General features: G+C 72.8%; 20 protein-coding genes. 1 reads left to right on the top strand and 19 read right to left on the bottom strand.

The genetic code is table 11. The features are described 5' to 3' along the window. Positions 1–27 precede the first annotated feature (27 nt). The 19 genes from fmt to pyrR form a co-directional block, all read right to left on the bottom strand. Entirely contained in the window at positions 28–957 is a 930-nt protein-coding gene (gene fmt / locus IL992_RS08910) for a methionyl-tRNA formyltransferase (RefSeq protein ID WP_193202840.1), read from the bottom strand. Beyond that, positions 957–1,505 carry a peptide deformylase gene (def, locus tag IL992_RS08905; RefSeq protein WP_193202839.1) on the bottom strand — a complete coding sequence of 183 codons (549 nt, stop codon included), beginning with the start codon at positions 1,503–1,505 and terminating at the stop codon, positions 957–959. The genes fmt and def overlap by 1 nt, the downstream gene beginning before the upstream one ends. Positions 1,506–1,551: 46 nt before the next feature. Continuing rightward, a complete protein-coding gene (locus tag IL992_RS08900) occupies positions 1,552–2,793 on the bottom strand; it encodes a hypothetical protein (RefSeq protein ID WP_193202838.1) in 1,242 nt (413 codons plus the stop codon). 23 nt (positions 2,794–2,816) lie between these two features. Then, entirely contained in the window at positions 2,817–4,499 is a 1,683-nt protein-coding gene (locus IL992_RS08895; protein WP_193202837.1) for a hypothetical protein, read from the bottom strand. A gap of 40 nt (positions 4,500–4,539) precedes the next feature. Then, a complete protein-coding gene (locus IL992_RS08890; protein ID WP_193202836.1) occupies positions 4,540–6,780 on the bottom strand; it encodes a primosomal protein N' in 2,241 nt (746 codons plus the stop codon). A 143-nt stretch (positions 6,781–6,923) separates the two neighbouring features. After that, positions 6,924–8,111, bottom strand: a complete 1,188-nt coding sequence (gene metK, locus IL992_RS08885; RefSeq protein WP_193202835.1) for a methionine adenosyltransferase — start codon at positions 8,109–8,111, stop codon at positions 6,924–6,926. Positions 8,112–8,297: 186 nt separating this feature from the next. Continuing rightward, positions 8,298–8,666 carry a hypothetical protein gene (locus IL992_RS08880; protein ID WP_193202834.1) on the bottom strand — a complete coding sequence of 123 codons (369 nt, stop codon included), beginning with the start codon at positions 8,664–8,666 and terminating at the stop codon, positions 8,298–8,300. A gap of 68 nt (positions 8,667–8,734) precedes the next feature. Beyond that, entirely contained in the window at positions 8,735–10,036 is a 1,302-nt protein-coding gene (gene coaBC / locus IL992_RS08875; RefSeq protein ID WP_193202833.1) for a bifunctional phosphopantothenoylcysteine decarboxylase/phosphopantothenate--cysteine ligase CoaBC, read from the bottom strand. 14 nt (positions 10,037–10,050) lie between these two features. Beyond that, positions 10,051–10,314: a DNA-directed RNA polymerase subunit omega gene (gene rpoZ, locus IL992_RS08870; protein WP_030508986.1), complete on the bottom strand. Its 264-nt coding sequence runs from the start codon at positions 10,312–10,314 to the stop codon at positions 10,051–10,053. 13 nt (positions 10,315–10,327) lie between these two features. Next, a complete protein-coding gene (gmk, locus tag IL992_RS08865; RefSeq protein WP_193202832.1) occupies positions 10,328–10,888 on the bottom strand; it encodes a guanylate kinase in 561 nt (186 codons plus the stop codon). A gap of 122 nt (positions 10,889–11,010) precedes the next feature. After that, positions 11,011–11,334 (bottom strand): integration host factor, actinobacterial type, encoded by a 324-nt coding sequence (gene mihF, locus IL992_RS08860; RefSeq protein ID WP_030450375.1) that lies wholly within the window; start codon positions 11,332–11,334, stop codon positions 11,011–11,013. 242 nt (positions 11,335–11,576) lie between these two features. Then, complete coding sequence (gene pyrF, locus IL992_RS08855; RefSeq protein WP_193202831.1) at positions 11,577–12,275, bottom strand: orotidine-5'-phosphate decarboxylase; 699 nt, start codon at positions 12,273–12,275, stop codon at positions 11,577–11,579. Further along, the gene (locus IL992_RS08850; protein WP_193202830.1) at positions 12,272–13,246 is read right to left on the bottom strand and encodes a dihydroorotate dehydrogenase; all 975 of its coding nucleotides are present in this window, start codon (positions 13,244–13,246) and stop codon (positions 12,272–12,274) included. The genes pyrF and IL992_RS08850 overlap by 4 nt, the downstream gene beginning before the upstream one ends. A gap of 21 nt (positions 13,247–13,267) precedes the next feature. Next, entirely contained in the window at positions 13,268–14,125 is an 858-nt protein-coding gene (locus tag IL992_RS08845; RefSeq protein WP_193202829.1) for a dihydroorotate dehydrogenase electron transfer subunit, read from the bottom strand. 192 nt (positions 14,126–14,317) lie between these two features. Beyond that, positions 14,318–17,596: a carbamoyl-phosphate synthase large subunit gene (gene carB, locus IL992_RS08840; RefSeq protein WP_193202828.1), complete on the bottom strand. Its 3,279-nt coding sequence runs from the start codon at positions 17,594–17,596 to the stop codon at positions 14,318–14,320. Beyond that, positions 17,589–18,704 carry a glutamine-hydrolyzing carbamoyl-phosphate synthase small subunit gene (gene carA, locus IL992_RS08835; protein ID WP_193202827.1) on the bottom strand — a complete coding sequence of 372 codons (1,116 nt, stop codon included), beginning with the start codon at positions 18,702–18,704 and terminating at the stop codon, positions 17,589–17,591. The genes carB and carA overlap by 8 nt, the downstream gene beginning before the upstream one ends. After that, complete coding sequence (locus IL992_RS08830) at positions 18,701–20,002, bottom strand: dihydroorotase (RefSeq protein ID WP_193202826.1); 1,302 nt, start codon at positions 20,000–20,002, stop codon at positions 18,701–18,703. The genes carA and IL992_RS08830 overlap by 4 nt, the downstream gene beginning before the upstream one ends. A gap of 26 nt (positions 20,003–20,028) precedes the next feature. Continuing rightward, on the bottom strand, positions 20,029–20,964 hold the full coding sequence (locus IL992_RS08825; RefSeq protein ID WP_139574480.1) for an aspartate carbamoyltransferase catalytic subunit: 936 nt from the start codon (positions 20,962–20,964) through the stop codon (positions 20,029–20,031). Further along, the gene (gene pyrR / locus IL992_RS08820) at positions 20,961–21,518 is read right to left on the bottom strand and encodes a bifunctional pyr operon transcriptional regulator/uracil phosphoribosyltransferase PyrR (RefSeq protein WP_079320023.1); all 558 of its coding nucleotides are present in this window, start codon (positions 21,516–21,518) and stop codon (positions 20,961–20,963) included. Before pyrR ends, IL992_RS08825 begins: the two co-directional genes overlap by 4 nt. 445 nt (positions 21,519–21,963) lie before the next feature. Here pyrR and bldD point away from each other — a divergent pair, with 445 nt between their 5' ends. Next, positions 21,964–22,458 (top strand): transcriptional regulator BldD, encoded by a 495-nt coding sequence (gene bldD / locus IL992_RS08815; protein ID WP_030508976.1) that lies wholly within the window; start codon positions 21,964–21,966, stop codon positions 22,456–22,458. The last annotated feature ends 136 nt before the right edge of the window (positions 22,459–22,594 follow it).

Raw genomic sequence — 22,594 nt, 5'->3', positions numbered from 1 at the left:
GGCCGGGATCGCGGCGGACAGGGCCCTTCAGACCAGGGTCTCACCGTCCGCGAACCGGACGCCGCGGCCCCACTCGGCCGCCGTCATCTGCCGCTTGCCCTGCGGCTGCACCTCGCCGAGCTCCACGGGGTGGGTGCCGGTCCCGACGAGGACGGCCTTGCGCGTGGCCGCGATCTCTCCGGGAGCGAGCTTGCCGGCGTCGGGCGCGAGCCGGACCGGGCCGATCTTGACCCGCTGGCCGCGGAACTCGGCCCATGCGCCGGGAGCCGGGGTGCAGGCCCGCACCAGCCGGTCCACCCGCATCGCGGGCGTGGCCCAGTCGATCCTGGCGTCCTCGACCGTGATCTTCGGGGCCAGGCTGACGCCGTCCGCGGGCTGCGGACGCGCCTCAAGCGTGCCGTCCTCGACGCCGTCGAGCGTGGCCAGCAGCAGGCCCGCGCCGGCCTCCGCGAGCCGGGCCAGCAGCACGCCGCTGGTGTCGTCCGGGCGGATCTGCTCGGTGAGCACGCCGAACACGGGACCCGCGTCCAGCTCCTTCACGATGCGGAAGGTCGAGGCGCCGGTGACGTCGTCGCCGTGCAGCACGGCGTGCTGCACGGGCGCCGCGCCGCGCCAGGCGGGCAGCACCGAGAAGTGCAGGTTGATCCACCCCTGCGGGGGGATGTCGAGCGCCGGCTGCGGCAGCAGGGCGCCGTACGCGACCACCGGGCAGCAGTCGGGGCCGATCGCCCTCAGCCGGTCGAGGAACTCGGGGTCCCCGGCCTTCGCCGGTTTGAGCACCTCGATCCCCGACTCCTCGGCGAGCTGGGCCACCGGGCTGGGGTGGACCTTGCGCCCCCGGCCGGACTGCGCGTCCGGCCGCGTGACCACGGCCGCCACCTCGTGACGGGGCGAGTCGAGCAGGGCGCGCAGCGACGGGAGCGCGGTGTCGGGCGTGCCGGCGAAGACCAGGCGCACTACAGAGCCCTTCCCTGCGTGGCGTGCGGCGAGATCTTCACCACCGGCGCCGACAGGCCGCTCCACTCGGCCTCGCGGATCGCCTTCATGGCGAGCTTGCGCTGCTTGGGGTCCAGCCGGTCGATGAACAGCACGCCGTCCAGGTGGTCGGTCTCGTGCTGGAAACAGCGCGCCATGAGGTCGGTGCCCTCGAGCGTCACCGGCTCGCCGTACATGTTGAAGCCCTTGGCCACCGCCCTGATCGCGCGAGGCGTCGGGAAGGACAGGCCGGGGAAGGACAGGCAGCCCTCCTCGCCCTCCTCGTCCGTCTCGCCGCCGAGGTCGAGATCGGGGTTGATGAGGTGCCCGAGCTGCTCGTCCACGTAGTAGGTGAACACGCGCAGGCCGACGCCGATCTGCGGCGCGGCCAGGCCGGCGCCCGGCGCGTCCATCATCGTGTCGGTCAGGTCCTTGACGAGCTTGCGCAGTTCCTTGTCGAAGTCGACCACCGGCTCGGCCGGGGTGCGCAGCACCGGGTCGCCGAACAGGCGGATCGGCTGAATGGCCAAGGGTTGGCTCCGTTCACGTCACGTACACGAGGAGGATCACCCCAGTCTACGGGCGTGAACGCACCTTCATCGCCGTCTTCCTGGCGGTCTTCGCGATCAGCGGATCGGGATGGTGCCTGCCGAGCATCTCCAGCACCGCGAGGGCGTCGGGGTGGTCGGCCCGGCCCATCTCGGGCACCAGCGTGAGCAGGTCCTCCCCGAGGAGGTCGAAATGGGCCACCGAGTCGACCGGGGCGCCGATGTAGAGCAGGGCGGCGAGGGTGTCCACCGCCACCCAGGCCCCGTCGCCCTCGCCGAGGGCCGGCGCCTCCAGGTCGCGCACGCCCAGCCAGGCCGCGGCGTAGCGCCACATCATGGGCTCGTCCAGGGCCTCCCGTACGGCCTGCGCGGCCTCCGGGCCCAGCTCCTCCAGAACGGTCCCGGCGGTGCCGCGCTGGGCGGCGTTGCCCGACGCGGCGATCTTGATGAGCTCGCGCGCCGCGTCCTCCGGCACCCGGCGCTCCAGCCACAGCGTGGCGGCGCTGGCGGAGGCCCGGCCGGTCAGCATGGCGTCGATGAGGTCGGCGGCGCCCAGCTCGGCGAGCGCGGCCACCTCGCCGAGCGACGGCGCGTCGTGGCCCTCCCTGAGCAGGTCGCGGCGCACGGCCCACACGCCCGGCTGGGTGAGCCGGACGAGCTCGCCGGTCAGCTCGATCAGCCCGCAGTACTCCAGCAGCGCCATCGCCGCCGCGAGCTCCCCCGGCAGGGTCATCCGCAGCCGCCGCAGGTCCGCCGGCCGCGCCTCGCAGCCCACCTCGTGGGCCTGGAGGATGCCGCCGGCCAGGGCGGCGAGCGGCATGCCCTCACGCACCGAGTAGATCGTCGCGAGGATCTCGGTGAGGTGCTCGTCGATGACGGCCGACCCGGTCAGGCCCTCCTCGGTCCGGTCGAGCACGTCCATGACCACGCCGTCCCAGAACTCCATGGGGTCGGGCACGCCGGGCCCGGGGCGGGCGCCCTGCCGGGTGACCTCCACGAGACGGCCGTTGACCGCGACCACCCACAGCAGGCGCAGCCTGCCGGCCTCCAGGCCCAGTTCGGCGACGAGCGCCTCGGCCTCGGCGGGGTGCGGCAGCCCCTGCTCGGTGACCTCGCACACACCCCGGGGGGAGGCCGCGCATCGGGCCACGACCCACTCGGCGATGCGGCGGGCGTCCCGTACGAGCGGGACCTCCCGCACCGCGTGGACGAGCTGCTCGTCGGGGGCGATGTCGACCGGCGGGAAGGTGAGCACGTCGCTGTCGGCCATTCCAGCAACTTACTGCACAGCAGTCACCTGATGCCCCGCGAACGAGCCTTGAAGGCCGCTTTCCGGGCGGCTTTGGCGGCCGCCTGGTCCGGCAGCGTGCTGCCGAGCAGCTCGAGAACCTCGACCACGTCGGGGTGGTCCACCCGCCACATGTCCTCGATCAGATGGGCGGGCGGCCCCGAGGCCGCGATGTTCTCCGCGAAGCCCTCCGGGTCGGCCTCGGCGGCGGGCAGCGCGAGCGCGAGCATGTCGACGCTCACCCACAGGACCTCCTCGGGGGTGAGCGCGGGCGCGTCCAGGCCCCGTGAGGACAGCCAGTGGATGGCGTGCGGGCGCAGCTCGGCGTCGTCCAGGTAGGACCGCACGACCGGCGCCGCCTCGACGCCCAGCCGGTCCACGATGGTCACGGCGACCCCGCGCACCTCCGCCGGGGCACCGGCCACGGCGGCGAGCAGCTCCGACGCGGCCTGCTCGGGGGTGCGCCGCGACAGCCATTCGGCGATGTCCCGCTCGGCCGCCTCGTCGGCCGTGCCGTCGCCGATCAGGCCGGCGATCAGCCCGCTCGCGTCGCCCTCGGCCGGGGCGGGCGCGAGCGGCGCGTCGAGACCCATGCCGGCGTACAGCTCCCGCAGACCCCACAGGGCGTGCGGGGTCAGGGCCAGGCCGTCCTCGGTCCGCTGGACCGTTCCCGCGTACGCCAGAGCGGTCAGCGCCTCGTCCAGCCTCCCGACCGGCCGCCCGGCGGCCACCTCGCGCAGGTAGTCGGCGAGCGCGTCCACCGGGACGGGCGACTGCAACCGGTAGAGCAGGTCGTGGATCTGGGACATCCCCTCGTCCACCACCGCCTCCCCGGTGAGCGGCACGGACCTCTCGACGAGGAACTCCAGCGCCGCCCGCCACAGGTCGAGCAGTTCCTCCTCACCGCGCGCGTCCAGCTCGCGGAAGTCCTCCGCGACCACGACGGCGGTGCCGTCGAGCCGGGCCAGGCCCAGGTCGAGCGCGAGACGCCACGCCGGCTCGGGGTACTCGACGCCGAGCTCGGCCGTGCACGCCCGCGCGTCCCTGACCCGCAGCGACCGGCGCGTCGTCACCGTGCGGCCGCCCTCCACCAGCCACGTCACCACCCGGTGGGCGTCGCGCAGCAGCGGCACCCCGCGCACGGCCCGCGCCACCTCCTCGCGCGGCGCGAGCCGTACGGGCGGCAGGGGCGCGCAGCCGGGGCAGTCGCAGTCGTCGCCGTCCGCCGCGCCCTGGGCCCCCGCACCCTGGGCCCGCGCGGCCTGGGCCGCGTCGAGCTCAAGGGAATCGGGCCCGATGGCGCTGAACAGGCTCTTGGCCATGCCGAACTTGGACGTGTCGGCGAGCGCCCGCGGCATCTCCGGCTCGATGCGGTCGATGGTCTCCCGCATCCGGGCGGCCGTCTTGCTGCCGATCTCGCCCGTGTCCAGCAGGAACTCGACCAGTGTCCGCGCCGCGGCGACCGTCTCCGGCGCGCTCTCCGGCGGCGCGATGACCTTGCGTGGGTAGATTTCCAGCAGGAGCTCCTCGAAGGCGCCCGGCCGGAAATCGCCCAGTTCGTTCACCTCCAGGTAGTCGCTGGCGTAGTCGCACAGCAGACGCACCTCGTCGACGTCGACCTCGACGTTCCGCTCGCGCCCCCAGGCACGCAGGCCGTCGATGGCCCGGTTCACCCATTCGATCGACACAGAGGCACGCTAACGGCTCGCTTTGTGCGAGGCGAATCGGTCAGATGAGGTCGAGCGGATCAATGTTCACACGTACCACGTCAGGCGCCTTGCGCGCGGAGCGCACACCGGAGGCGCCCTTGAGCGCGCGCGCCAGCGCGGACCCGAGGTGGCGCGGCACCCGGACCATGGCCCGTTCCAGCCCGCCCTCCACCGGCACCGGCCCCAGCACCTGCGCCCCCATGGGCAGCACGGCGCCCGCCAGCGTCTCCCTGACCGCCGCGGCCGGGCCCGTCAGCGTCGCCATCCGCACGGCCGGGGGGAAGCCCAGCTCGGCCCGCTCGTCGAGCTCGCGTTCGGCGAACGTGACGGGGTCCCAGCGCAGCAGGGCCTGCACGGCGGGCACCGCGGCGTCGGCCAGGACGACCAGCTCCCCCGCCGGTCGCAGCAGTGCGGCGGCGTTCGTCCAGCGCCGCAGCGCCTCCTCGGCCGCGCGCAGGTCGGGGCGGCCCAGCAGCGCCCATCCGTCGAGCAGCACGGCGGCCGCGTAGCCGCCGTCCGGCACCGGCTCGGCCCCGGGCGTCGCCACGACCAGCGCGGGGGCGCCGCTCACCGTCGCGAGCACGCCGTCGCGCCCGCTGGTGCGCACGGCCACAGAAGGAAAGGCCCGCCCCAGCTCCTCGGCGGTGCGCCGCGCGCCCACGATGACGGCGCGCACGCCGGTCCCGCCGCAGGACGGGCAGCGCCAGTCGCCCGCGATCCGGCCGCACCAGCGGCAGTACGGCACAGCGTGCCCGCCGCGCAGCGCGAGCGGGCCCGAGCACACCGGTCCCGTGGCCGTGGGTTCCGCGAGCACGGGTTCTGCGAGCACGGGTTCCGCGAGCATCCGTGCCCTGCCGCCGCCGGGCGCCGCGTCTCGCGAGGCGGCCCCTGCCGCCGGGGCCGGCCGCACCGGCGGCAGGCCCGAGCAGCGGGCGGGGGCGCGGCAGTGGCGGCACGCCAGCGCGGGCAGGTAGCCCCTGCGCGGCACCTGGACGAGCACAGGACCGTGCTCCAGCCCCTCCCGCAGCGCCCGCCAGGCGAGGCTGGGCAGGCGGGCCGCCCTGGCCGCCTGGTCGCGGGCCAGCTCCGCGTCGTCGCCCGCCGGGCGCACCCGGGGCGCGCGGGCCCTGAGCTCCGCCCGGTCGGGGACGAGCGGGGCCGCCCAGCCCGTCTCGACGAGCGCCGTGGCCTCGGCGGTGCGCGCGTAGCCGCCGACGAGCAGGCCCGCCCCGGCCTGGTGCGCGCGCAGACCGAGGACCTCCCGCGTGTGCGGGTAGGGCGCGTGGCGCTCGGCGTGCAGGTCGTCGCCGTCGTCCCAGACGACCGCCAGCCCCAGGCGGGCCACCGGCGCGTACGCCGCGGGGCGGTTGCCCACCACGATCCCGATCTCGCCGCGCAACGCCTTGAGCCAGCGCCGGTAGCGCTCCGCGGGACCGAGGTCCGCCGTGATCGCCACGTGCGGCGTCTCTCCCAGGGCCGCGGTCACCAGCGCCACGTCCTTGCCGTCGGGCACCACCACGACGACGCCGCGGCCGCCGTCCAGCGTCGCCCGCGCGGCGGCCGCGATGGCGTGCGGCCACGACGGCCCGCCCGCGTCCGTGCCGGGCAGGGCCGTCCACACGGCGCGCGGCGCCCTGCCCTCGGCCAGCGCCTCCAGGAAGGAGGCGCCCGCCGGGTAGGCCCTCCAGGCGTCGCCGTCGGCGCCGGCGCCGGGGGACGCCGCCCGGCGCGCGGGGGTTCTCGCCTCGGCCTCGACCCGGGCGTGCCGCGGCGGAACGGCCAGGCGCAGGACGTCCGACATGGTGCCGGCGTACCGGTCGGCCACGGCGCGGGCCAGCCGCGCGATGTCGGGGGTGAGGACGGGCTCCGGGGAGATCACCCGTTCCAGGAAGGACAGCCGGCCCTCGTGCTCGCTCTCGGGGAGCCGTTCGAGCAGGTAGCCGTCGGCGAGCTGGCCGGCGAAGCGGACGCGAACCCGGCAGCCGGGCACCGCCTCGGCGTCCATCGTCGTGGGGACGAGGTAGTCGAAGGGCCGGTCGAGATGCGGCAGCGGCGTGTCCACCACGACCCGGGCGACGGGGAGGTTCGGCGCCGCCTCGCGCGCGCCCTTGGACGCGCCCGCCCGCGCCCGCCCCGAGGCCGCGCCCCCACCCGTCCGCTCAGCCGTCCCCCGCGCCCGCTCGGCGGCCCGCTGCGTGGCGGCCGGGGGCGCCGGGATGAGCGCCTCCTGGGGATGCGGGGCGCGGGTCGGCTCGGTCACGTTTACGTCCTACCAGACCCGGCGAGCCGCAATCACACGTACGCCCGCCGCCTGTGGACGTCCGGGCACGCGCGGGCGGCGCCCGCCGTCAGGGGCGGGCGCCGCCGAGGCGACGGTGGTCGCCGGTGCTCGTCAGGCGCGGGTCACAGACCCGCGGCCTTGCGCAGGGCGTCGGCCCGGTCCGTGGACTCCCAGGAGAAGCCCTCGCGGCCGAAGTGGCCGTAGGCGGCGGTCTCGGAGTAGATCGGGCGCAGCAGGTCGAGGTCGCGGATGATCGCGGCAGGACGCAGGTCGAAGACCTGGAGCACCGCCTCCTGGATCACATTGACCGGCACCTTCTCGGTGCCGAACGTCTCGACGAACAGGCCGACCGGCTGGGCCTTGCCGATGGCGTAGGCGACCTGGACCTCGCAGCGGTCGGCCAGGCCGGCCGCGACGACGTTCTTGGCGACCCACCGCATCGCGTAGGCGGCCGAGCGGTCGACCTTGGACGGGTCCTTGCCGGAGAAGGCGCCGCCGCCGTGACGGGCCATGCCGCCGTAGGTGTCGATGATGATCTTCCGGCCGGTGAGCCCGGCGTCGCCCATGGGCCCGCCGATCTCGAAGCGGCCGGTCGGGTTGACCAGCAGGCGGTAGCCCTCGGTCTCGATCTCCAGGTCGGCCAGTACCGGCTCGACCACGTGCTCGCGGATGTCGGGCGTCAGCATCTCCCGCAGGTCGATCTCCGGAGCGTGCTGCGTGGAGACGACCACCGTGTCGAGACGCACCGGCCGGTCACCGTCGTACTCGATGGTGACCTGGGTCTTGCCGTCCGGGCGCAGGTACGGAACCGTGCCGTTCTTCCGCACCTCGGACAGGCGCCGGGCCATCCGGTGCGCGAGCTGGATCGGCAGCGGCATCAGCTCGGGGGTCTCACGGCAGGCGTAGCCGAACATCAGGCCCTGGTCGCCCGCGCCCTGACGGTCGAAGTCGTCGGAGCCCTCGCCCTCGCGGTGCTCGTAGGCGTCGTCCACGCCCTGCGCGATGTCCGGCGACTGCGCTCCGATGGACACCGACACGCCGCAGGAGGCTCCGTCGAAGCCCTTGTGGGAGGCGTCGTAGCCGATCTCGAGGATCTTCTCGCGGATCAGGGCGGGGATGTCGACGTAGGTCTCCGTCGTCACCTCGCCGGCGACGTGGACCTGGCCAGTAGTGATCAGCGTCTCGACGGCGACCCGGCTCTTGGGGTCGTCCTTGAGCATGGCGTCGAGAATCGCGTCACTGATCTGGTCGGCGATCTTGTCCGGGTGGCCCTCGGTGACCGACTCGGAGGTGAACAGGCGACGGGACAACTCAGGGCTCCTCATGCAGCGGCTGCTGACGTCCATGAGTGACCGGCGGTAGAGCCGAGCCCTACCGCGGCCACTCGATGCTCACGCGAGTCTAGCCCTAGGCGCTGCGGAGCCGCGAAGCCATCCGGGTTCGGGTCGCCCGCTCCGCGGTCCGCGAGACGGCCCGCCGCGTCCGCGGACGGCGGGTCAGAGGTCGGGCAAGGGGTCTCTGGGCAGGTCACCGGGCGAGAACGCCTCCGCGTCCGCCGCCGCCACCACGGCGGCGTACTCGTCGTCGACCTCCAGGGTCATGCCGCCGATTTCGATGTGGGGCCCCGACCCGAACTCGACCGGCCCGAGGCGGGTGCGGCGGGGGTAGCGGGCCCACACCCCCGACGGCTCGTCCCTGCTGAACATCTTGGTGGACAGCAGAGTGATCGACCGGTCCGTCACCACGACGAGGAAACCGATCGTGGCGGGAGGCGGCAGGGCCACCGCGGGAAAGACGTAGCGGATGTCCTCGCCGGGACCGAGCATCGCCCGGCAGCGCTCCCTGATCGTGGCGGACACCGGCATGGCGATCGCTCCCTCGACACACGACCTGTGGGGGCGGGGCGGGCGCCCGCGCCGGCCCCACGCGAAGGTCAGGCGAGACGCTGCGCCACCAAGTCCCACACTACGTCGGCGAGATCCTCTTTGGGACCCCTCGGAATCTCCACGGATCCGCCCTCCGCCGTGAGGACGACGGCCGCGTTGTCCGGCGTGCCGAACGCCAGGTTCTCCCCGACCTGGTTCACCACGAGCAGGTCGCAGCCCTTGCGCTCCAGCTTGGCCCTGCCGTTGGCCAGGACGTCGTCGGTCTCCGCCGCGAATCCCACGATGACGCGGGGATGCGGCCCGCCCGCTGCGGCCTCCCTCGCGGCGCCCGAGCCGTTCGCGGCGTCGCGCCCACGGCCCGCCGGCGCGTCGTGCGCCGGCGCGTCCCCCGCGGCGTACGCCTCCCGCCTGGCCCGGCGGGTCTCCCCCAACTCGGCCAGGATGTCTGGATTTTTCACCAGATGGATTGGATCGGGCTCGGCGGACGACTTCTTGATCTTCGTGTCGCTCTGCCGTACGGGCCGGAAGTCCGCGACCGCGGCGGCCATCACGACCGCGTCGGCGTGCTCGGCCGCCGCCAGGACCGCGTCGCGCAACTGCCGCGCCGACTCCACCCGCACGACCTTCGCGCCCGCGGGATCGGGCAGCGTCACGTTCGCCGCCACGAGCGTGACCTCCGCGCCTCGGGCGACGGCCGTACGGGCCAGGGCGTATCCCTGCAGCCCGGAAGACCGGTTGCCGATGAAGCGCACGGGGTCGATCGCCTCGCGGGTGCCGCCGGCGGAGACGACGACGTGCCGGCCGGCCAGGTCCTCGCGCCGGCCCGCCAGCACACGGCGGCACACCTCGAAGATCTCGGCGGGGTCGGGCAGCCGCCCGGGACCGGTGTCGGCGCCGGTGAGCCTGCCGACGGCCGGCTCGATCACGATCGCGCCACGCTCGCGCAGCGTCGCCACGTTCGCCCGCGTGGCCGGGTGCTCCCACATCTCGGTGTGCATCGCGGGCGCGAACACCACCGGGCAGCGCGCCGTGAGCAGGGTGTTGGTGAGCAGGTCGTTGGCCATGCCGTGCGCGGCCCGCGCCAGCACGTCCGCCGTCGCGGGGGCGACGACCACCAGATCGGCGGACTGCCCGATGCGCACGTGCGGCACCTCGTGCACCGACTCCCACACCTCGGTGGTCACCGGATTGCCCGACAGCGCCGCCCAGGTCGGCTCGCCCACGAAACGCAGAGCGTCCCGGGTCGGCACGACGCGCACGTCGTGGCCCGACTCGGTGAACAGGCGGAGCAGCTCGCAGGACTTGTAGACCGCGATGCCGGCGCTCACGCCCAGCACGACAGACGTCATCGACGGAAGTGTGCTCAGCCCTCGATGGGCTCGGAGGTGAGCAGGCCCTCGGAGACCTCGCGCAGGGCGATGGACAGCGGCTTCTCCTGGGCGTGGGTCTCCACGAGGGGCCCCACGTATTCCAGCAGGCCCTCGCCGAGCTGCGAGTAGTAGGCGTTGATCTGGCGCGCCCGCTTCGCACCCATGATCACAAGGCTGTACTTGCTGTCGACGATGTCGAGAAGCGCGTCGATCGACGGGTTGGTGATGCCTTCCGCGTAGGCGGAGCTGCTTGCCACGTCAGTGATTCCCCTAGCTAGGTGAGTTTCCCATCAAGGTTATCAGCCGGTGGCACACGTCCTTGACGGACGTGTTGACGATCGTGAGGTCGAACTCCTTCTCCGCCGCCAGCTCGATCCGGCCCATCTCCAGGCGCCGGGCGATCACCTCGGGAGGCTCGGTGCCGCGGCCGCGCAGCCGCCGCTCCAGCTCCTCCCAGCTCGGCGGGGCAAGGAACACCAGCAGGGCATCGGGCATGGTCGTACGCACCTGCCTGGCGCCCTGCAGGTCGATCTCCAGCAGGGTGGGGACACCTGCCGCCAGCTTCTCCAGCACCGGCCGCCTGGGCGTGCCGTACCGGTTGCCGGCGAACTCGGCCCACTCCAGAAGCTCGCCGGAGGCGACGAGCTCGTCGAACTCGTCGTTGCCGGCGAAGAAGTACTCCACGCCGTGCTGCTCCCCCGGACGGGGCTTCCTGGTTGTCACCGAGACCGACAGCCACACCTCTGGGTGGGACCGCCGGAGCTCGGCGACGACCGTGGACTTCCCCACACCCGACGGACCGGACAGGACCGTCAGGCGCGGGCGAGGCATGGAGTCACCGCCGCGCGTCCTGAACCCGCTGGTCGCGACTGCCTCGTGGGCCCGATCTCCAGCGGACCGGGACGTGTCGGTCACTCCGTACCCCCGTGAAACTCGCTCGTACGCCGCCGAGATCAGCTCTCGGCGCCGCCGAACTCGCGCTCCAGGGAGGCGCGCTGGTTGGCGCCGAGACCCCGCACGCGGCGGGATTCGGCGATACCAAGGCGCTCCATGAGCTGCTTGGCGCGGACCTTGCCGACGCCAGGGAGCGACTCCAGCAGAGCCGAGACCTTCATCTTGCCGATGACGTCGTCGGTCTGCCCATCCTTCAGCACCTCAGCCAGAGAAACCGCGCCGTGCTTGAGCCGGTTCTTGACCTCGGCACGCTCCTTGCGTGCCTTGGCAGCCTTCTCAAGAGCTGCGGCGCGCTGCTCGGGGGTCAGGGGAGGAAGAGCCACGCCGGGTCACCTCGAATTTCTTGTCGATGTACTCGGACGGGAGGGGAAACTAGCTGGTCTTGGCCGTAACGGCAACGTCAAGGGCGGTTTCTCGGACTACAAAATTGATTTTACTACTTTTGGTATTGGAAAAGTCACTCTTCGTAGATCAAAACCGCCTCAGCAGGCCCGGAGCGGGATGACGCATGGTGACGGCGCCGGAGCCCGCCCAGAGCCCGCCCGGTGCCCGCTCAGGGACTCACTCAGGGGCTCACCCGGCGCAGCGCGGCGGCGATCCCGGCGGCCGCCGCGCCCGGGTCCGGCGCCCCGGTGATGGGCCGTCCGATCACGAGGAGGTCGGCCCCCTGGGCGATCGCGTCCTCCGGTGTGGCCACCCGCGCCTGGTCCTGGGTGTCGGCGCCGACGGGCCGTACGCCCGGGGTGATGAGCGTCACGTCCGGGCCGACCTCCGCCCGTACGGCGGCGACCTCCCTGGGCGAGCAGACGAGGGCCTGGGCGCCCGCCCCGACGGCCACGGCGGCCATACGGCGCACGACGTCCTCAGGGGGTCCCTGGATACCGATCTCACGGAGATCGGCCTCGGAAAGCGACGTCAGAAGCGTCACGGCCGCGATCTGGGTGTTGGGGGCAGCCTCGACGGCCGCCCTGACCATCGCGGGCCCCCCGGCGGCGTGCACGGTGAGGTACGTCGGCTTGAGGCGGGCGACCGCCCGGGCCGCGGCGCCGACGGTGTTCGGGATGTCGTGCAGCTTGAGGTCCAGGAAGACCTGCACGCCGCTCGCGCCGCGCACCGAGGCGATCACATCGGGCCCGTACCGCAGGTAGAGCTCCAGCCCCACCTTCACCGTGGAGACGTGCGGGGTGACCAGACCGGCCCAGCGGGCCGCGGTCTCCAGGTCGGGCGCGTCCAGGGCGACGGCGATGGGAGCGGGCGTGGTCAAAGCGAACTCTCCTCGAGATCTGATCGCGAACGTGGTTGCGCGCCCGCCGGCCGGTGGGCCAGGCCCACGGCGTCGGCGAGCCGGTCGAACCCGCGCTCCTGCAGAAGCTCCTCAAGCTCTCTCAGGACGCGCGGGCAGGCGTAGGGGTCGTGGAACAGCGCCGTGCCCACCGCGACGGCGCAGGCGCCCGCCAGGATGAGCTCAAGGGCGTCCCTGCCGGTCGTCACGCCGCCCATGCCCACGATCGGCACCCCGGGCAGCGCGGCGTGGACCTGCCAGACGCAGCGCACCGCCAGGGGCCGTACGGCGGGGCCGGACAGGCCGCCGGTGCCGGCCGCGAGCGCGGGACGCATCGTGTCCACGTCGATGCTCATCCCGACAGGGTTGTTGATCATCGCGAGGGCGTCGGCGCCGCCGTCCACGCACGCGCGTGCGACCGCGACGACGTCCGCCACGTCCGGGGACAGCTTGGCGATCACCGGCACCTCGTACGGCGTGGCCGCGCGCACCGAGGCCACGACCTCCGCCGCGGCGGCCCCATCACGGGCGAACACCCTGCCGCGGTCCTCGACGTTCGGGCACGACAGGTTGATCTCCACGGCGGTGATGCCCTCGACGCCGGCCAGGCGCCGCGCCAGCGCGGTGTACTCGGTCACGGTGCCGCCGCCGATCGACACGATCGTGCGGGCGCCGCGCTCGGCCAGCCAGGGCAGCTCGCGCTCCAGGAACGCCTCGACGCCGGGACCCTGCAGGCCCACGGCGTTCAGCAGCCCGGAGGGGGTCTCGGCCATCCGCGGCGTCGGCCGTCCCGCGCGGGGGGCCATGGTGATCGACCGGGTGACGAACGCGCCCAGCCGGTGGACGTCGGAGAACTGGGCGAGCTCGCGGCCGGTCCCGCCGCAGCCGGAGGCGGTCAGCACCGGGTTGGGCAGCTCCACATGGGCCAGGTAGGTCCGCAGGTCGGCGGTCACGGCCGCCTCCCCCGCCCCGGCTCAGGCATGCCGTCCGCCGGGCGCGCCCAGCGCGTCGAAGGGGATCGTCCCGACGTCGTCGAACCGCACCCGCTCGCCCCGGAACACCGGCCCCTCGGTGCAGGCGCGGACCATGCGGGTCACGCCGTCGTCGCCGATGATCGGCACCACGCACGTCATGCAGACGCCGATGCCGCAGGCCATGGACTCCTCCACGGCCACCTGCACGGGGATGTCGAACTCGACGGCGACCGCCGTGACGCCGCGCAGCGTCTCCATCGGCCCGCACGCGTAGACCGCGTCGGCCCGCGCGTCGGCGATCACGCCGGGCAGCACGTCGGTCACCCTGCCGCGCATGCCCAGCGAGCCGTCCTCGGTCGTCAGCGTGGTCGTCTCGCCCATCCGGCGGGCCCGCAGCGCCCCGAAGACCCGGTCGGCCGACGGCGCCCCCAGCACGAAGTCGATGCGGCAGCCCCGCTGCTGCAGCGCGTCCCCCAGCGCGAACAGCGCCGCCGCGCCGTGCTCGTCGCCGACCAGTACACAGGTGCAGGGGTCGCGGGGCAGGGGGAATGGACGGCCGAGCGGGCCGACCAGGTCGAGCGTGTCGCGCGCCCGCAGGTCGGCGAGCCAGGCCGTCCCGGCACCGCGCACGCCGAAGACGAGCTCCACCGTGCCACCGTAGTCCGGCTTCACGTCATGGATCGTGAAGGCCCGCCGGGTGAGCATCGAGGAGTTGCGGCCTCCGACGGCGACCGTGACGAAGTGGCCGGGCCGGAACCGGTCGGCGATGCCCGGCGCGACGACGGTGAGCGCATGGTAGGCGTCCACGCGGCGCGTCGTCAGCACCGTGCCCGTGACCTGAACCGGACTGCCGGCCACTCCCTTCCTCCCTGTTCCCGGCGCTCGCTCCGCTCGCGCGGCTGCGGGCGCCTAAGCTGGCCTGATCGTGCCGGAGGCGCGCAGTGTATCCAGCCCTCGTCGCTCCGGGTCGCTCGTGCCTCGCTCCCCTCGCTCCTCGGTCCAGATCGCCGGCGCGCCCTCCGCGCTCATGGCGCCCTCCGCTGTCCTGGGCTAGCTTCGCAGCCTCCTGGCGTGTTCCTGGAGAGGACACACGTCGATGTCGCCCCTGACGATGTGCTGGATGCCCTGCACGGCGGCCGCCAGACCCTGGACGGTCGTGATGCAGGCGATGCCGCGGTTGACGGCGGCGGTGCGGATCTCGTACCCGTCCAGGCGCGGTCCGCCCTGGCCGGGGCTGCCGAACGGGGTGTTCACGATGAGGTCCACCTCTCCGTCGAGGATGCGCCGCACGATCGTCGGCTCGCCGTCGGGACCCGTCCCGTCGCTGTGCTTGCGCACGAGCTTGGCACGTACGCCGTTGCGGCGCAGCACCTCGGCGGTGCCCTCCGTGGCCAGGATCTCGAAGCCGAGGTCCGCGAGCGCCTTCACGGGGAAGATCATGGCCCGCTTGTCCTTGTTCGCGACCGAGACGAACGCCCGTCCCTTGGTCGGCAGCGCGCCGTAGGCCGCCGACTGCGACTTGGCGAAGGCCGTGCCGAAGAACTCGTCGATGCCCATGACCTCGCCGGTCGAGCGCATCTCCGGCCCGAGGACGATGTCGACGCCGCGGAACCGGTTGAACGGCAGCACCGCCTCCTTGACCGCGACCGGCGCGTCCAGCGGCAGCGTGCCGCCGTCGTAGTCGGCCGGCAGCATGCCCTCGGCGCGCAGCTCGGCGATCGTCGCGCCCAGCATCAGCCGCGCCGCCGCCTTGGCCAGCGGCACCGCCGTGGCCTTGGACACGAACGGCACCGTACGGCTGGCCCTCGGGTTGGCCTCCAGGACGTACAGCACGTTGGCGGCCATCGCGTACTGGACGTTCAGCAGGCCGCGCACGCCCACGCCGCGGGCGATGGCCTCGGTGGCCGCGCGGATCCGCTTGATGTCGAAGCCGCCCAGCGTGATCGGCGGAAGGGCGCACGCCGAGTCGCCGGAATGGATGCCGGCCTCCTCGATGTGCTCCATGACGCCGCCGAGGTACAGCTCCTCGCCGTCGAACAGCGCGTCCACGTCGATCTCGATGGCGTCGTCGAGGAACCGGTCGATCAGCACCGGGTGCTCGGAGGCCGCCCTCTCCATGTACGCCCCGAGGGTGTCCTCGTCGTACACGATGGCCATGCCGGCGCCGCCGAGCACGTACGACGGCCGCACGAGCACCGGGTAGCCGATCTCCTCGGCGACCGCCCGCGCCTCCTCCACGGTCGTCGCGGTGCCGTGCCTGGGCGCGGGCAGCCCGGCCTCGGCGAGGACCTGCCCGAACGCGCCCCGGTCCTCGGCGAGGTGGATCGACTCGGGCGAGGTGCCGACCACGGGCACCCCGGCGTCCTTGAGCGCCTGGGCGAGCCCGAGCGGCGTCTGGCCGCCGAGCTGCACGATGACCCCGACGACCGGCCCGGTCTCCTGCTCGGCGTGCACGACCTCCAGGACGTCCTCCAGCGTGAGCGGCTCGAAGTAGAGCCGGTCGGAGGTGTCGTAGTCGGTCGAGACGGTCTCGGGGTTGCAGTTGACCATCACGGTCTCGTAGCCGGCCTTGGCCAGCTCGAACGACGCGTGCACACAGGCGTAGTCGAACTCGATGCCCTGGCCGATGCGGTTGGGCCCGCTGCCCAGGATGATCACCTTGGGCCGGTCCCCCACCGGCACCTCGGTCTCCTCGTCGTACGTGGAGTAGAGGTACGGCGTGCGCGCGGCGAACTCGGCGGCGCAGGTGTCCACCGTGTTGTAGACGGGCCTGATGCCGAACTCGTGGCGCCTGGCCCGCACCTCGGGCTCCGCCACGCCCAGGATCTCGGCGATCTGCGCGTCGCTGAAGCCGTGCCGCTTGGCCAGGTCGAGGGTGGGCCGGTCGAGCGCGGTGATCGACCGGGCGACCTCGTCGATCGCGAAGAGCTGGTCGACGAACCACGGGTCGACCGACGTGGCCTCGTGGACCTGCTCGGGGGTCGCGCCCGCCCTGATGGCCTGCTGCATGGTGCGCAGCCGCCCGTCGTGCGGCCTGCGGCAGGCCTCCAGGAGCTCGTCCAGGTCGCCGGGCTCGCCCGCCCAGCTGAACGACGACCCCTTCTTCTCCAGCGACCGCAGCGCCTTCTGCAGCGCCTCGGGGAAGGAGCGGCCGATCGCCATCGCCTCGCCGACCGACTTCATGTGGGTGGTCAGCGTCTGGTCGGCCCCCGCGAACTTCTCGAACGCGAACCTCGGCACCTTGACCACGATGTAGTCGAGCGACGGCTCGAACGACGCCGGGGTCTCCTTGGTGATGTCGTTGGGGATCTCGTCGAGGGTGTAGCCGATCGCGAGCTTGGCGGCGATCTTGGCGATCGGGAAGCCGGTGGCCTTGGACGCCAGCGCCGACGACCGCGACACGCGCGGGTTCATCTCGATGACGATCATCCGGCCGGTCTGCGGGTCGACCGCGAACTGGATGTTGCAGCCTCCGGTGTCCACGCCGACCTCGCGGATGACCGCGATCGCGACGTCGCGCATGTTCTGGTACTCGCGGTCGGTCAGCGTCAGCGCGGGCGCCACCGTCACGCTGTCGCCGGTGTGGACGCCCATCGGGTCGATGTTCTCGATGGAGCACACGATGACCACGTTGTCGTTGCGGTCCCGCATGACCTCCAGCTCGTACTCCTTCCAGCCGAGGATCGACTCCTCCAGGAGCACCTCGGTGGTCGGGGACGCGTCGAGGCCGGCCCCGGCGATGCGGCGCAGCTCCTGCTCGTCGTGGGCGAAGCCGGAGCCCGCGCCGCCCATGGTGAAGCTCGGGCGGACGACGAGCGGGTAGCCCAGCTCGCCGGCCGCCTGCAGGCACTCGTCCATGGTGTGGCAGATCACGCTGCGCGCCGACTCGGCGTTGAGCCCGTGCTCGGCGGCGACCTTGGCGACGATCTCCTTGAACCGCTCGCGGTTCTCCCCCGCCTGGATGGCGTCGATGTCGGCGCCGATCAGCTCGACGCAGTACTTGTCGAGCACGCCCGCCTCGTGCAGCGCCACGGCCGTGTTGAGCGCCGTCTGGCCGCCCAGCGTGGGCAGCAGCGCGTCGGGCCGCTCCTTGGCGATGATCTTCTCGACGATGTCCGGCGTGATCGGCTCGACGTAGGTGGCGTCGGCGAACTCCGGGTCCGTCATGATCGTGGCGGGGTTGCTGTTGACGAGGATGACCCGGAAGCCCTCGCTGCGCAGGACGCGGCAGGCCTGGGTGCCGGAGTAGTCGAACTCGCACGCCTGTCCGATGACGATCGGGCCGGAGCCGATCACCATGACGGACCTGATGTCCGTACGCTTAGGCACCCTTGGCCCCCTTCTTGTCCATCAGCTCGCAGAACTCGTCGAACAGGTAAGCGGCGTCGTGCGGGCCCGCGGCCGCCTCGGGGTGGTACTGCACGCTGAACGCGGGACGGTCCAGCAGGCGCAGCCCCTCCACGCAGTCGTCGTTGAGGTTGACGTGGCTCACCTCGGCCGCGCCGTACGGCGTCTCGAAGGGCCCGTCGAGCGGCGCCCGCACGGCGAAACCGTGGTTGTGCGCGGAGATCTCGACCTTGCCGGTCCTGCGGTCCTGCACCGGCTGGTTCACCCCGCGGTGGCCGTACCGCAGCTTGTAGGTGCCGAGGCCGAGCGCCCGGCCGAGGATCTGGTTGCCGAAGCAGATGCCGAAGAACGGCACGCTCTCGTCCAGCACCTCCCGCAGGGACTCGACCGCGTACCCGGCCGCGGCGGGGTCGCCGGGGCCGTTGGAGAAGAAGACGCCGTCGGGGCCGAGGGCGAGGATGTCGGCCGCCTTGGCCGTCGCGGGCAGCACGTGCACCTCGCAGCCCCGCTCGGACATCCGCTGCGGCGTCATGGCCTTGATGCCGAGGTCGACCGCGGCGACGGTGAAGCGCTTGCGGCCGCGCGCCGGCACGACGTACGGCTCGGGCGTGCTGACCTCGCGGGCCAGGTCGGCGCCCTCCATGCCGGGCGAGCGCCGCACCCGCTCCACCAGATCGGCGATGTCGCCGCCCTCGCTGAAGATGCCCGCGCGCATCGCGCCGCGCTCGCGCAGGTGGCGGGTGAGGGCGCGGGTGCCGGGCATCGCGATGCCGACCACGCCCTGGTCACGCAGGTAGTCGTCGAGCGTCCTGCGGGAGCGCCAGTTCGACGGGATCCGGGACGGCTCGCGCACCACGTAGCCCGCGACCCATACCCTGCGGGACTCGGGGTCCTCGTCGTTGACACCGGTGTTGCCGATGTGCGGAGCGGTCATCGCCACAATCTGGCGGTGGTAGGAGGGGTCGGTGAGCGTCTCCTGGTAGCCGGTCATGCCGGTGTTGAAGACCATCTCGCCGAACGTCTCGCCCACGGCGCCGTACGGCGTTCCCTCGAAGACGCGTCCGTCCTCGAGCACGAGCAGGGCTGTCATACGAGCTTCCCTTCGAGAACGGTGGGACGGCCGCGCAGGAACGTGGCGACGACGCGGCCGGGCAGGGTCAGCCCCTCGTAGGGGGTGTTGCGGCTCTTCGACGCCATCGCGGCGGGGTCCACGGGCTGCCGGACCGACGGGTCGTACAGCGTGATGTTGCCGGGGGCGCCCGGCTCGATCGGGCGGCCGTGCCCGGCCAGGCGGCCGATCCTGGCCGGCCGCGCGGCCATGCGGTCGGCGACGCCGGCCCAGTCGAGCAGCCCGGTCTCGACCATGGCCTCCTGGACCACGGACAGGGCCGTCTCCAGGCCGATCATGCCCATGGCCGCCGCGGCCCACTCGGTCTCCTTGTCCTCGACCGGGTGGGGCGCGTGGTCGGTGGCCACGCAGTCGATCGTGCCGTCGGCCAGCGCCTCGCGCAGCGCCCGCACGTCCTCGTCGGTGCGCAGCGGCGGGTTCACCTTGTAGATCGGGTTGTACGGCCCGAGCGGCGAGCTCTCCGCGCAGGAGTCGGTGAGCAGCAGGTGGTGCGGGGTGACCTCGGCGGTCACGTCCCAGCCCTTCGACTTGGCCCAGCGGATGATCTCGACGGAGCCCGCGGTGGAGACGTGGCAGACGTGCAGCCGGGAGCCGACGTGCGCGGCGAGCAGGCAGTCGCGCGCGATGATCGCCTCCTCGGCGACCGCCGGCCAGCCGGTCAGGCCGAGCCTGGCCGACACCTCGCCCTCGTTGAGCTGGGCGCCCTCGGTCAGCCTGGGCTCCTGGGCGTGCTGGGCGACGACGCCGTCGAACGCCTTGACGTACTCGAGCGCCCGGCGCATCAGCACGGCGTCGGAGACGCACTTGCCGTCGTCGGAGAAGACCCGCACGCGGGCCGCGGAGTCGGCCATCGCGCCGAGCTCGGCGAGCTGGCGGCCCTCGAGGCCGGAGGTCACCGCGCCCACGGGCTGCACGTCGCAGTGGCCGTATTCCTGGCCGAGCCGCCAGACCTGCTCCACCACGCCGGCGGTGTCGGCCACCGGGGAGGTGTTGGCCATGGCGTGGACGGCGGTGTAGCCGCCGCGCGCCGCGGCCTGGGTGCCGGTCTCGACGGTCTCGGCGTCCTCCCGGCCGGGCTCGCGCAGGTGGGTGTGCAGGTCGACCAGGCCGGGCAGGGCGACCAGCCCGTCGGCGTCGACCGTCTGGTCCGCCCGCGCGCCCGCGAGGTCGCCGGTCTCGGCCACGACGCCGTCGCGCAGCAGGATGTCGGTCGGGGCGCCGCCCAGGATCCGGGCGCCCCTGATGAGGATGGTGGTCACGGTCCCCTCGTGAAGGTCGTACGGGCTCATTCGGCGCCTCCGATCGCGGGCTCGGAACCGCCGAGCAGCAGGTAGAGGACGGCCATCCGGACCGTCACGCCGTTGGCGACCTGCTCGACGATCGTCGAGCGCGGCGAGTCGGCGACCTCCGCGGAGATCTCCATGCCGCGGTTCATCGGGCCGGGGTGCATGACGATGGCGTCGTCGTGCAGGCGGGCGAAGCGGTCGCGGTCGAGGCCGTAGCGGCGGCTGTACTCCCGTGCCGAGGGGAAGTAGGCCGCGTTCATCCGCTCCAGCTGGACCCGGAGCATCATCACGACGTCCGACTTGGGCAGCACGGCGTCGAGGTCGTACGAGATCTGGCAGGGCCAGGTCCCGACCGCCACCGGCAGCAGGGTCGGCGGCGCGACCAGCGTCACCTCCGCGCCGAGCGTGTGCAGCAGCAGCACGTTGGACCGGGCGACCCGGCTGTGCAGCACGTCGCCCACGACGGCGATCTTCAGGCCCTCCAGCCGGCCCAGCCGGCGGCGGATGCTGAAGGCGTCGAGCAGCGCCTGGGTGGGGTGCTCGTGGGTGCCGTCCCCGGCGTTGACCACGCTGCCGCGCACCCAGGTGGCCAGGCGGTGCGGCGCGCCCGAGGCGCTGTGCCGGATCACCACGGCGTCGGCGCCCATGGCCTCCAGGGTGAGCGCGGTGTCCTTCAGCGACTCGCCCTTGGACACGCTCGACCCCTTGGCCGAGAAATTGATCACATCGGCCGACAGGCGCTTGGCCGCGGCCTCGAAGGAGATGCGGGTCCGGGTGGAGTCCTCGAAGAAGAGGTTCACCACCGTGCGGCCGCGCAGCGTCGGGAGCTTCTTGATGGACCGCTGCGAGACCCGCGCCAGCTCCTCGGCCGTGTCGAGGATGAGGAGCGCGTCGTCGCGGGTGAGGTCGCCGGTCGAGATCAGGTGACGCTTCATCGGTCGTCCTCCTTGATGAGCACGACCGCGTCGCGCCCGTCCGTCTCCTCCAGGAAGACCTTGACCTTCTCGCTCTTGGAGGTCGGCAGGTTCTTGCCGACGTAGTCGGCGCGGATCGGCAGCTCCCGGTGGCCGCGGTCCACGAGCGTGGCGAGCTGGACGGCCCTGGGCCTGCCCACGTCGTTCAGCGCGTCGAGCGCGGCGCGCACGGTGCGGCCGGAGTAGAGGACGTCGTCCACGAGGACGACGGTCCTGCCGTCCACGCCGTCCGGGGGCAGTTCGGTGCGGCCGAGCGGGCGCGCGGGCCGCAGGCGGAGGTCGTCGCGGTACATCGTGACGTCGATGGCGCCGACGGGGACCTTGATCCCCTCGAACTGCGCGATGCGCCCGGCGATGCGGTGCGCGAGGGTGGCGCCGCGGGTGGGGATGCCGAGCAGGACGACGCTCTCCGCGCCCCTGGTGCGTTCGAGGATCTCGTGCGCGATCCGGGTGAGCGCCCGATGGATGTCGGGCCCCTCCAGGACGGCACGGGCCTGATTTTGGGCATCAGACATGAAAAAGTCACCACCTTTCCCGCCTCACGGGACGGGTCTTAAAAGGGTGTCGGGTCTGCTTAGAGTATCAGGGCCGTCTGCGAACCCCCTCCCGCCAGGGGTGATGCCCCCGAAGGGACCGTTCGCCCTCGGCGTGACAGAGACGTGCCGGGCCCGTTCCGGGGACGGGGGTGGGGGTGCCGGGGATCGGAAGCCGCATCGCACCGGGTGTCGGTGATTTCGGTGAGAGCACTGTTTGACGCTCTTTTTTCCAATCAGCTTGACCTTTGGGAGTGTCGGCTTTACCGTCACTGTCCGTAACCACAACACGCGACCTTCCTGGGTAAAACCCGACGCAGCGGTCACCGAAGGTGCCGGTCACGGGCACCAGCCCCGGTGTTCGGAACGCTTAGGACAAGGACGCACAATCAAGTGAGAAGAGACATAGAAAGCCGGGGGCCACACGATGCCGTCTGACTACGCCAAGTCGCTGGGCGCGCGCCTGCGCGCCATCCGGACCCAGCAGGGGCTGTCCCTGCACGGTGTCGAAGAGAAGTCCCGTGGGCGGTGGAAGGCCGTCGTCGTGGGCTCCTACGAGCGGGGCGACCGCGCGGTGACCGTGCAGAAGCTTGCCGAGCTCGCGGATTTCTACGGAGTGCCGGTGTCGGAGCTTCTTCCGGGCGGAGCCGCCCCCAGTCCGCTTGCGCCCGCTCCCAAGTTGGTCATCGACCTGGAGCGGCTGTCTCAGCTGCCCAAGGACAAGGCCGGCCCGCTTGCCCGCTACGCCGCCACCATCCAGAGCCAGCGCGGCGACTACAACGGCAAGGTGCTGTCCATCCGGCAGGAGGACCTGCGCTCGCTCGCGGTCATCTACGACAAGTCGCCGGTCGAGCTGACCGAGGAGTTCATCCACTGGGGCGTGCTCGACGCGGAGGCCCGCCGCGCCGTCGAGTCCTTCTGACCTCCCGCCTGGTTCGTACGCGGCTCCCCGTGACGATGTCCGCCCTCTCCGGCCCAAGTCGTGTACGAATCAAGCCCCTGCTGCGCGTGGCCAGGGCGGCGCCTCCGCAACGGGGAGCCGCCGGCACGAGTGATTC

The organism is Microbispora sitophila (genome assembly GCF_014892245.1).
Taxonomy (GTDB): Bacteria; Actinomycetota; Actinomycetes; order Streptosporangiales; family Streptosporangiaceae; genus Microbispora; species Microbispora siamensis.
The sequence above is the reverse complement of the archived record's forward strand: the minus strand, read 5'-3'. Positions and strand labels throughout refer to the sequence as shown.

Excerpts from the sequence above, each read along its gene's own strand:
- IL992_RS08900 (WP_193202838.1), bottom strand. The coding sequence starts at position 2,793 with ATGGCCGACAGCGACGTGCTCACCTTCCCGCCGGTCGACATCGCCCCC.
- IL992_RS08880 (WP_193202834.1), bottom strand. The coding sequence starts at position 8,666 with ATGCCGGTGTCCGCCACGATCAGGGAGCGCTGCCGGGCGATGCTCGGT.
- coaBC (WP_193202833.1), bottom strand. The coding sequence starts at position 10,036 with ATGACGTCTGTCGTGCTGGGCGTGAGCGCCGGCATCGCGGTCTACAAG.
- gmk (WP_193202832.1), bottom strand. The coding sequence starts at position 10,888 with ATGCCTCGCCCGCGCCTGACGGTCCTGTCCGGTCCGTCGGGTGTGGGG.
- carA (WP_193202827.1), bottom strand. The coding sequence starts at position 18,704 with ATGACAGCCCTGCTCGTGCTCGAGGACGGACGCGTCTTCGAGGGAACG.
- IL992_RS08825 (WP_139574480.1), bottom strand. The coding sequence starts at position 20,964 with ATGAAGCGTCACCTGATCTCGACCGGCGACCTCACCCGCGACGACGCG.
- pyrR (WP_079320023.1), bottom strand. The coding sequence starts at position 21,518 with ATGTCTGATGCCCAAAATCAGGCCCGTGCCGTCCTGGAGGGGCCCGAC.
- bldD (WP_030508976.1), top strand. The coding sequence starts at position 21,964 with ATGCCGTCTGACTACGCCAAGTCGCTGGGCGCGCGCCTGCGCGCCATC.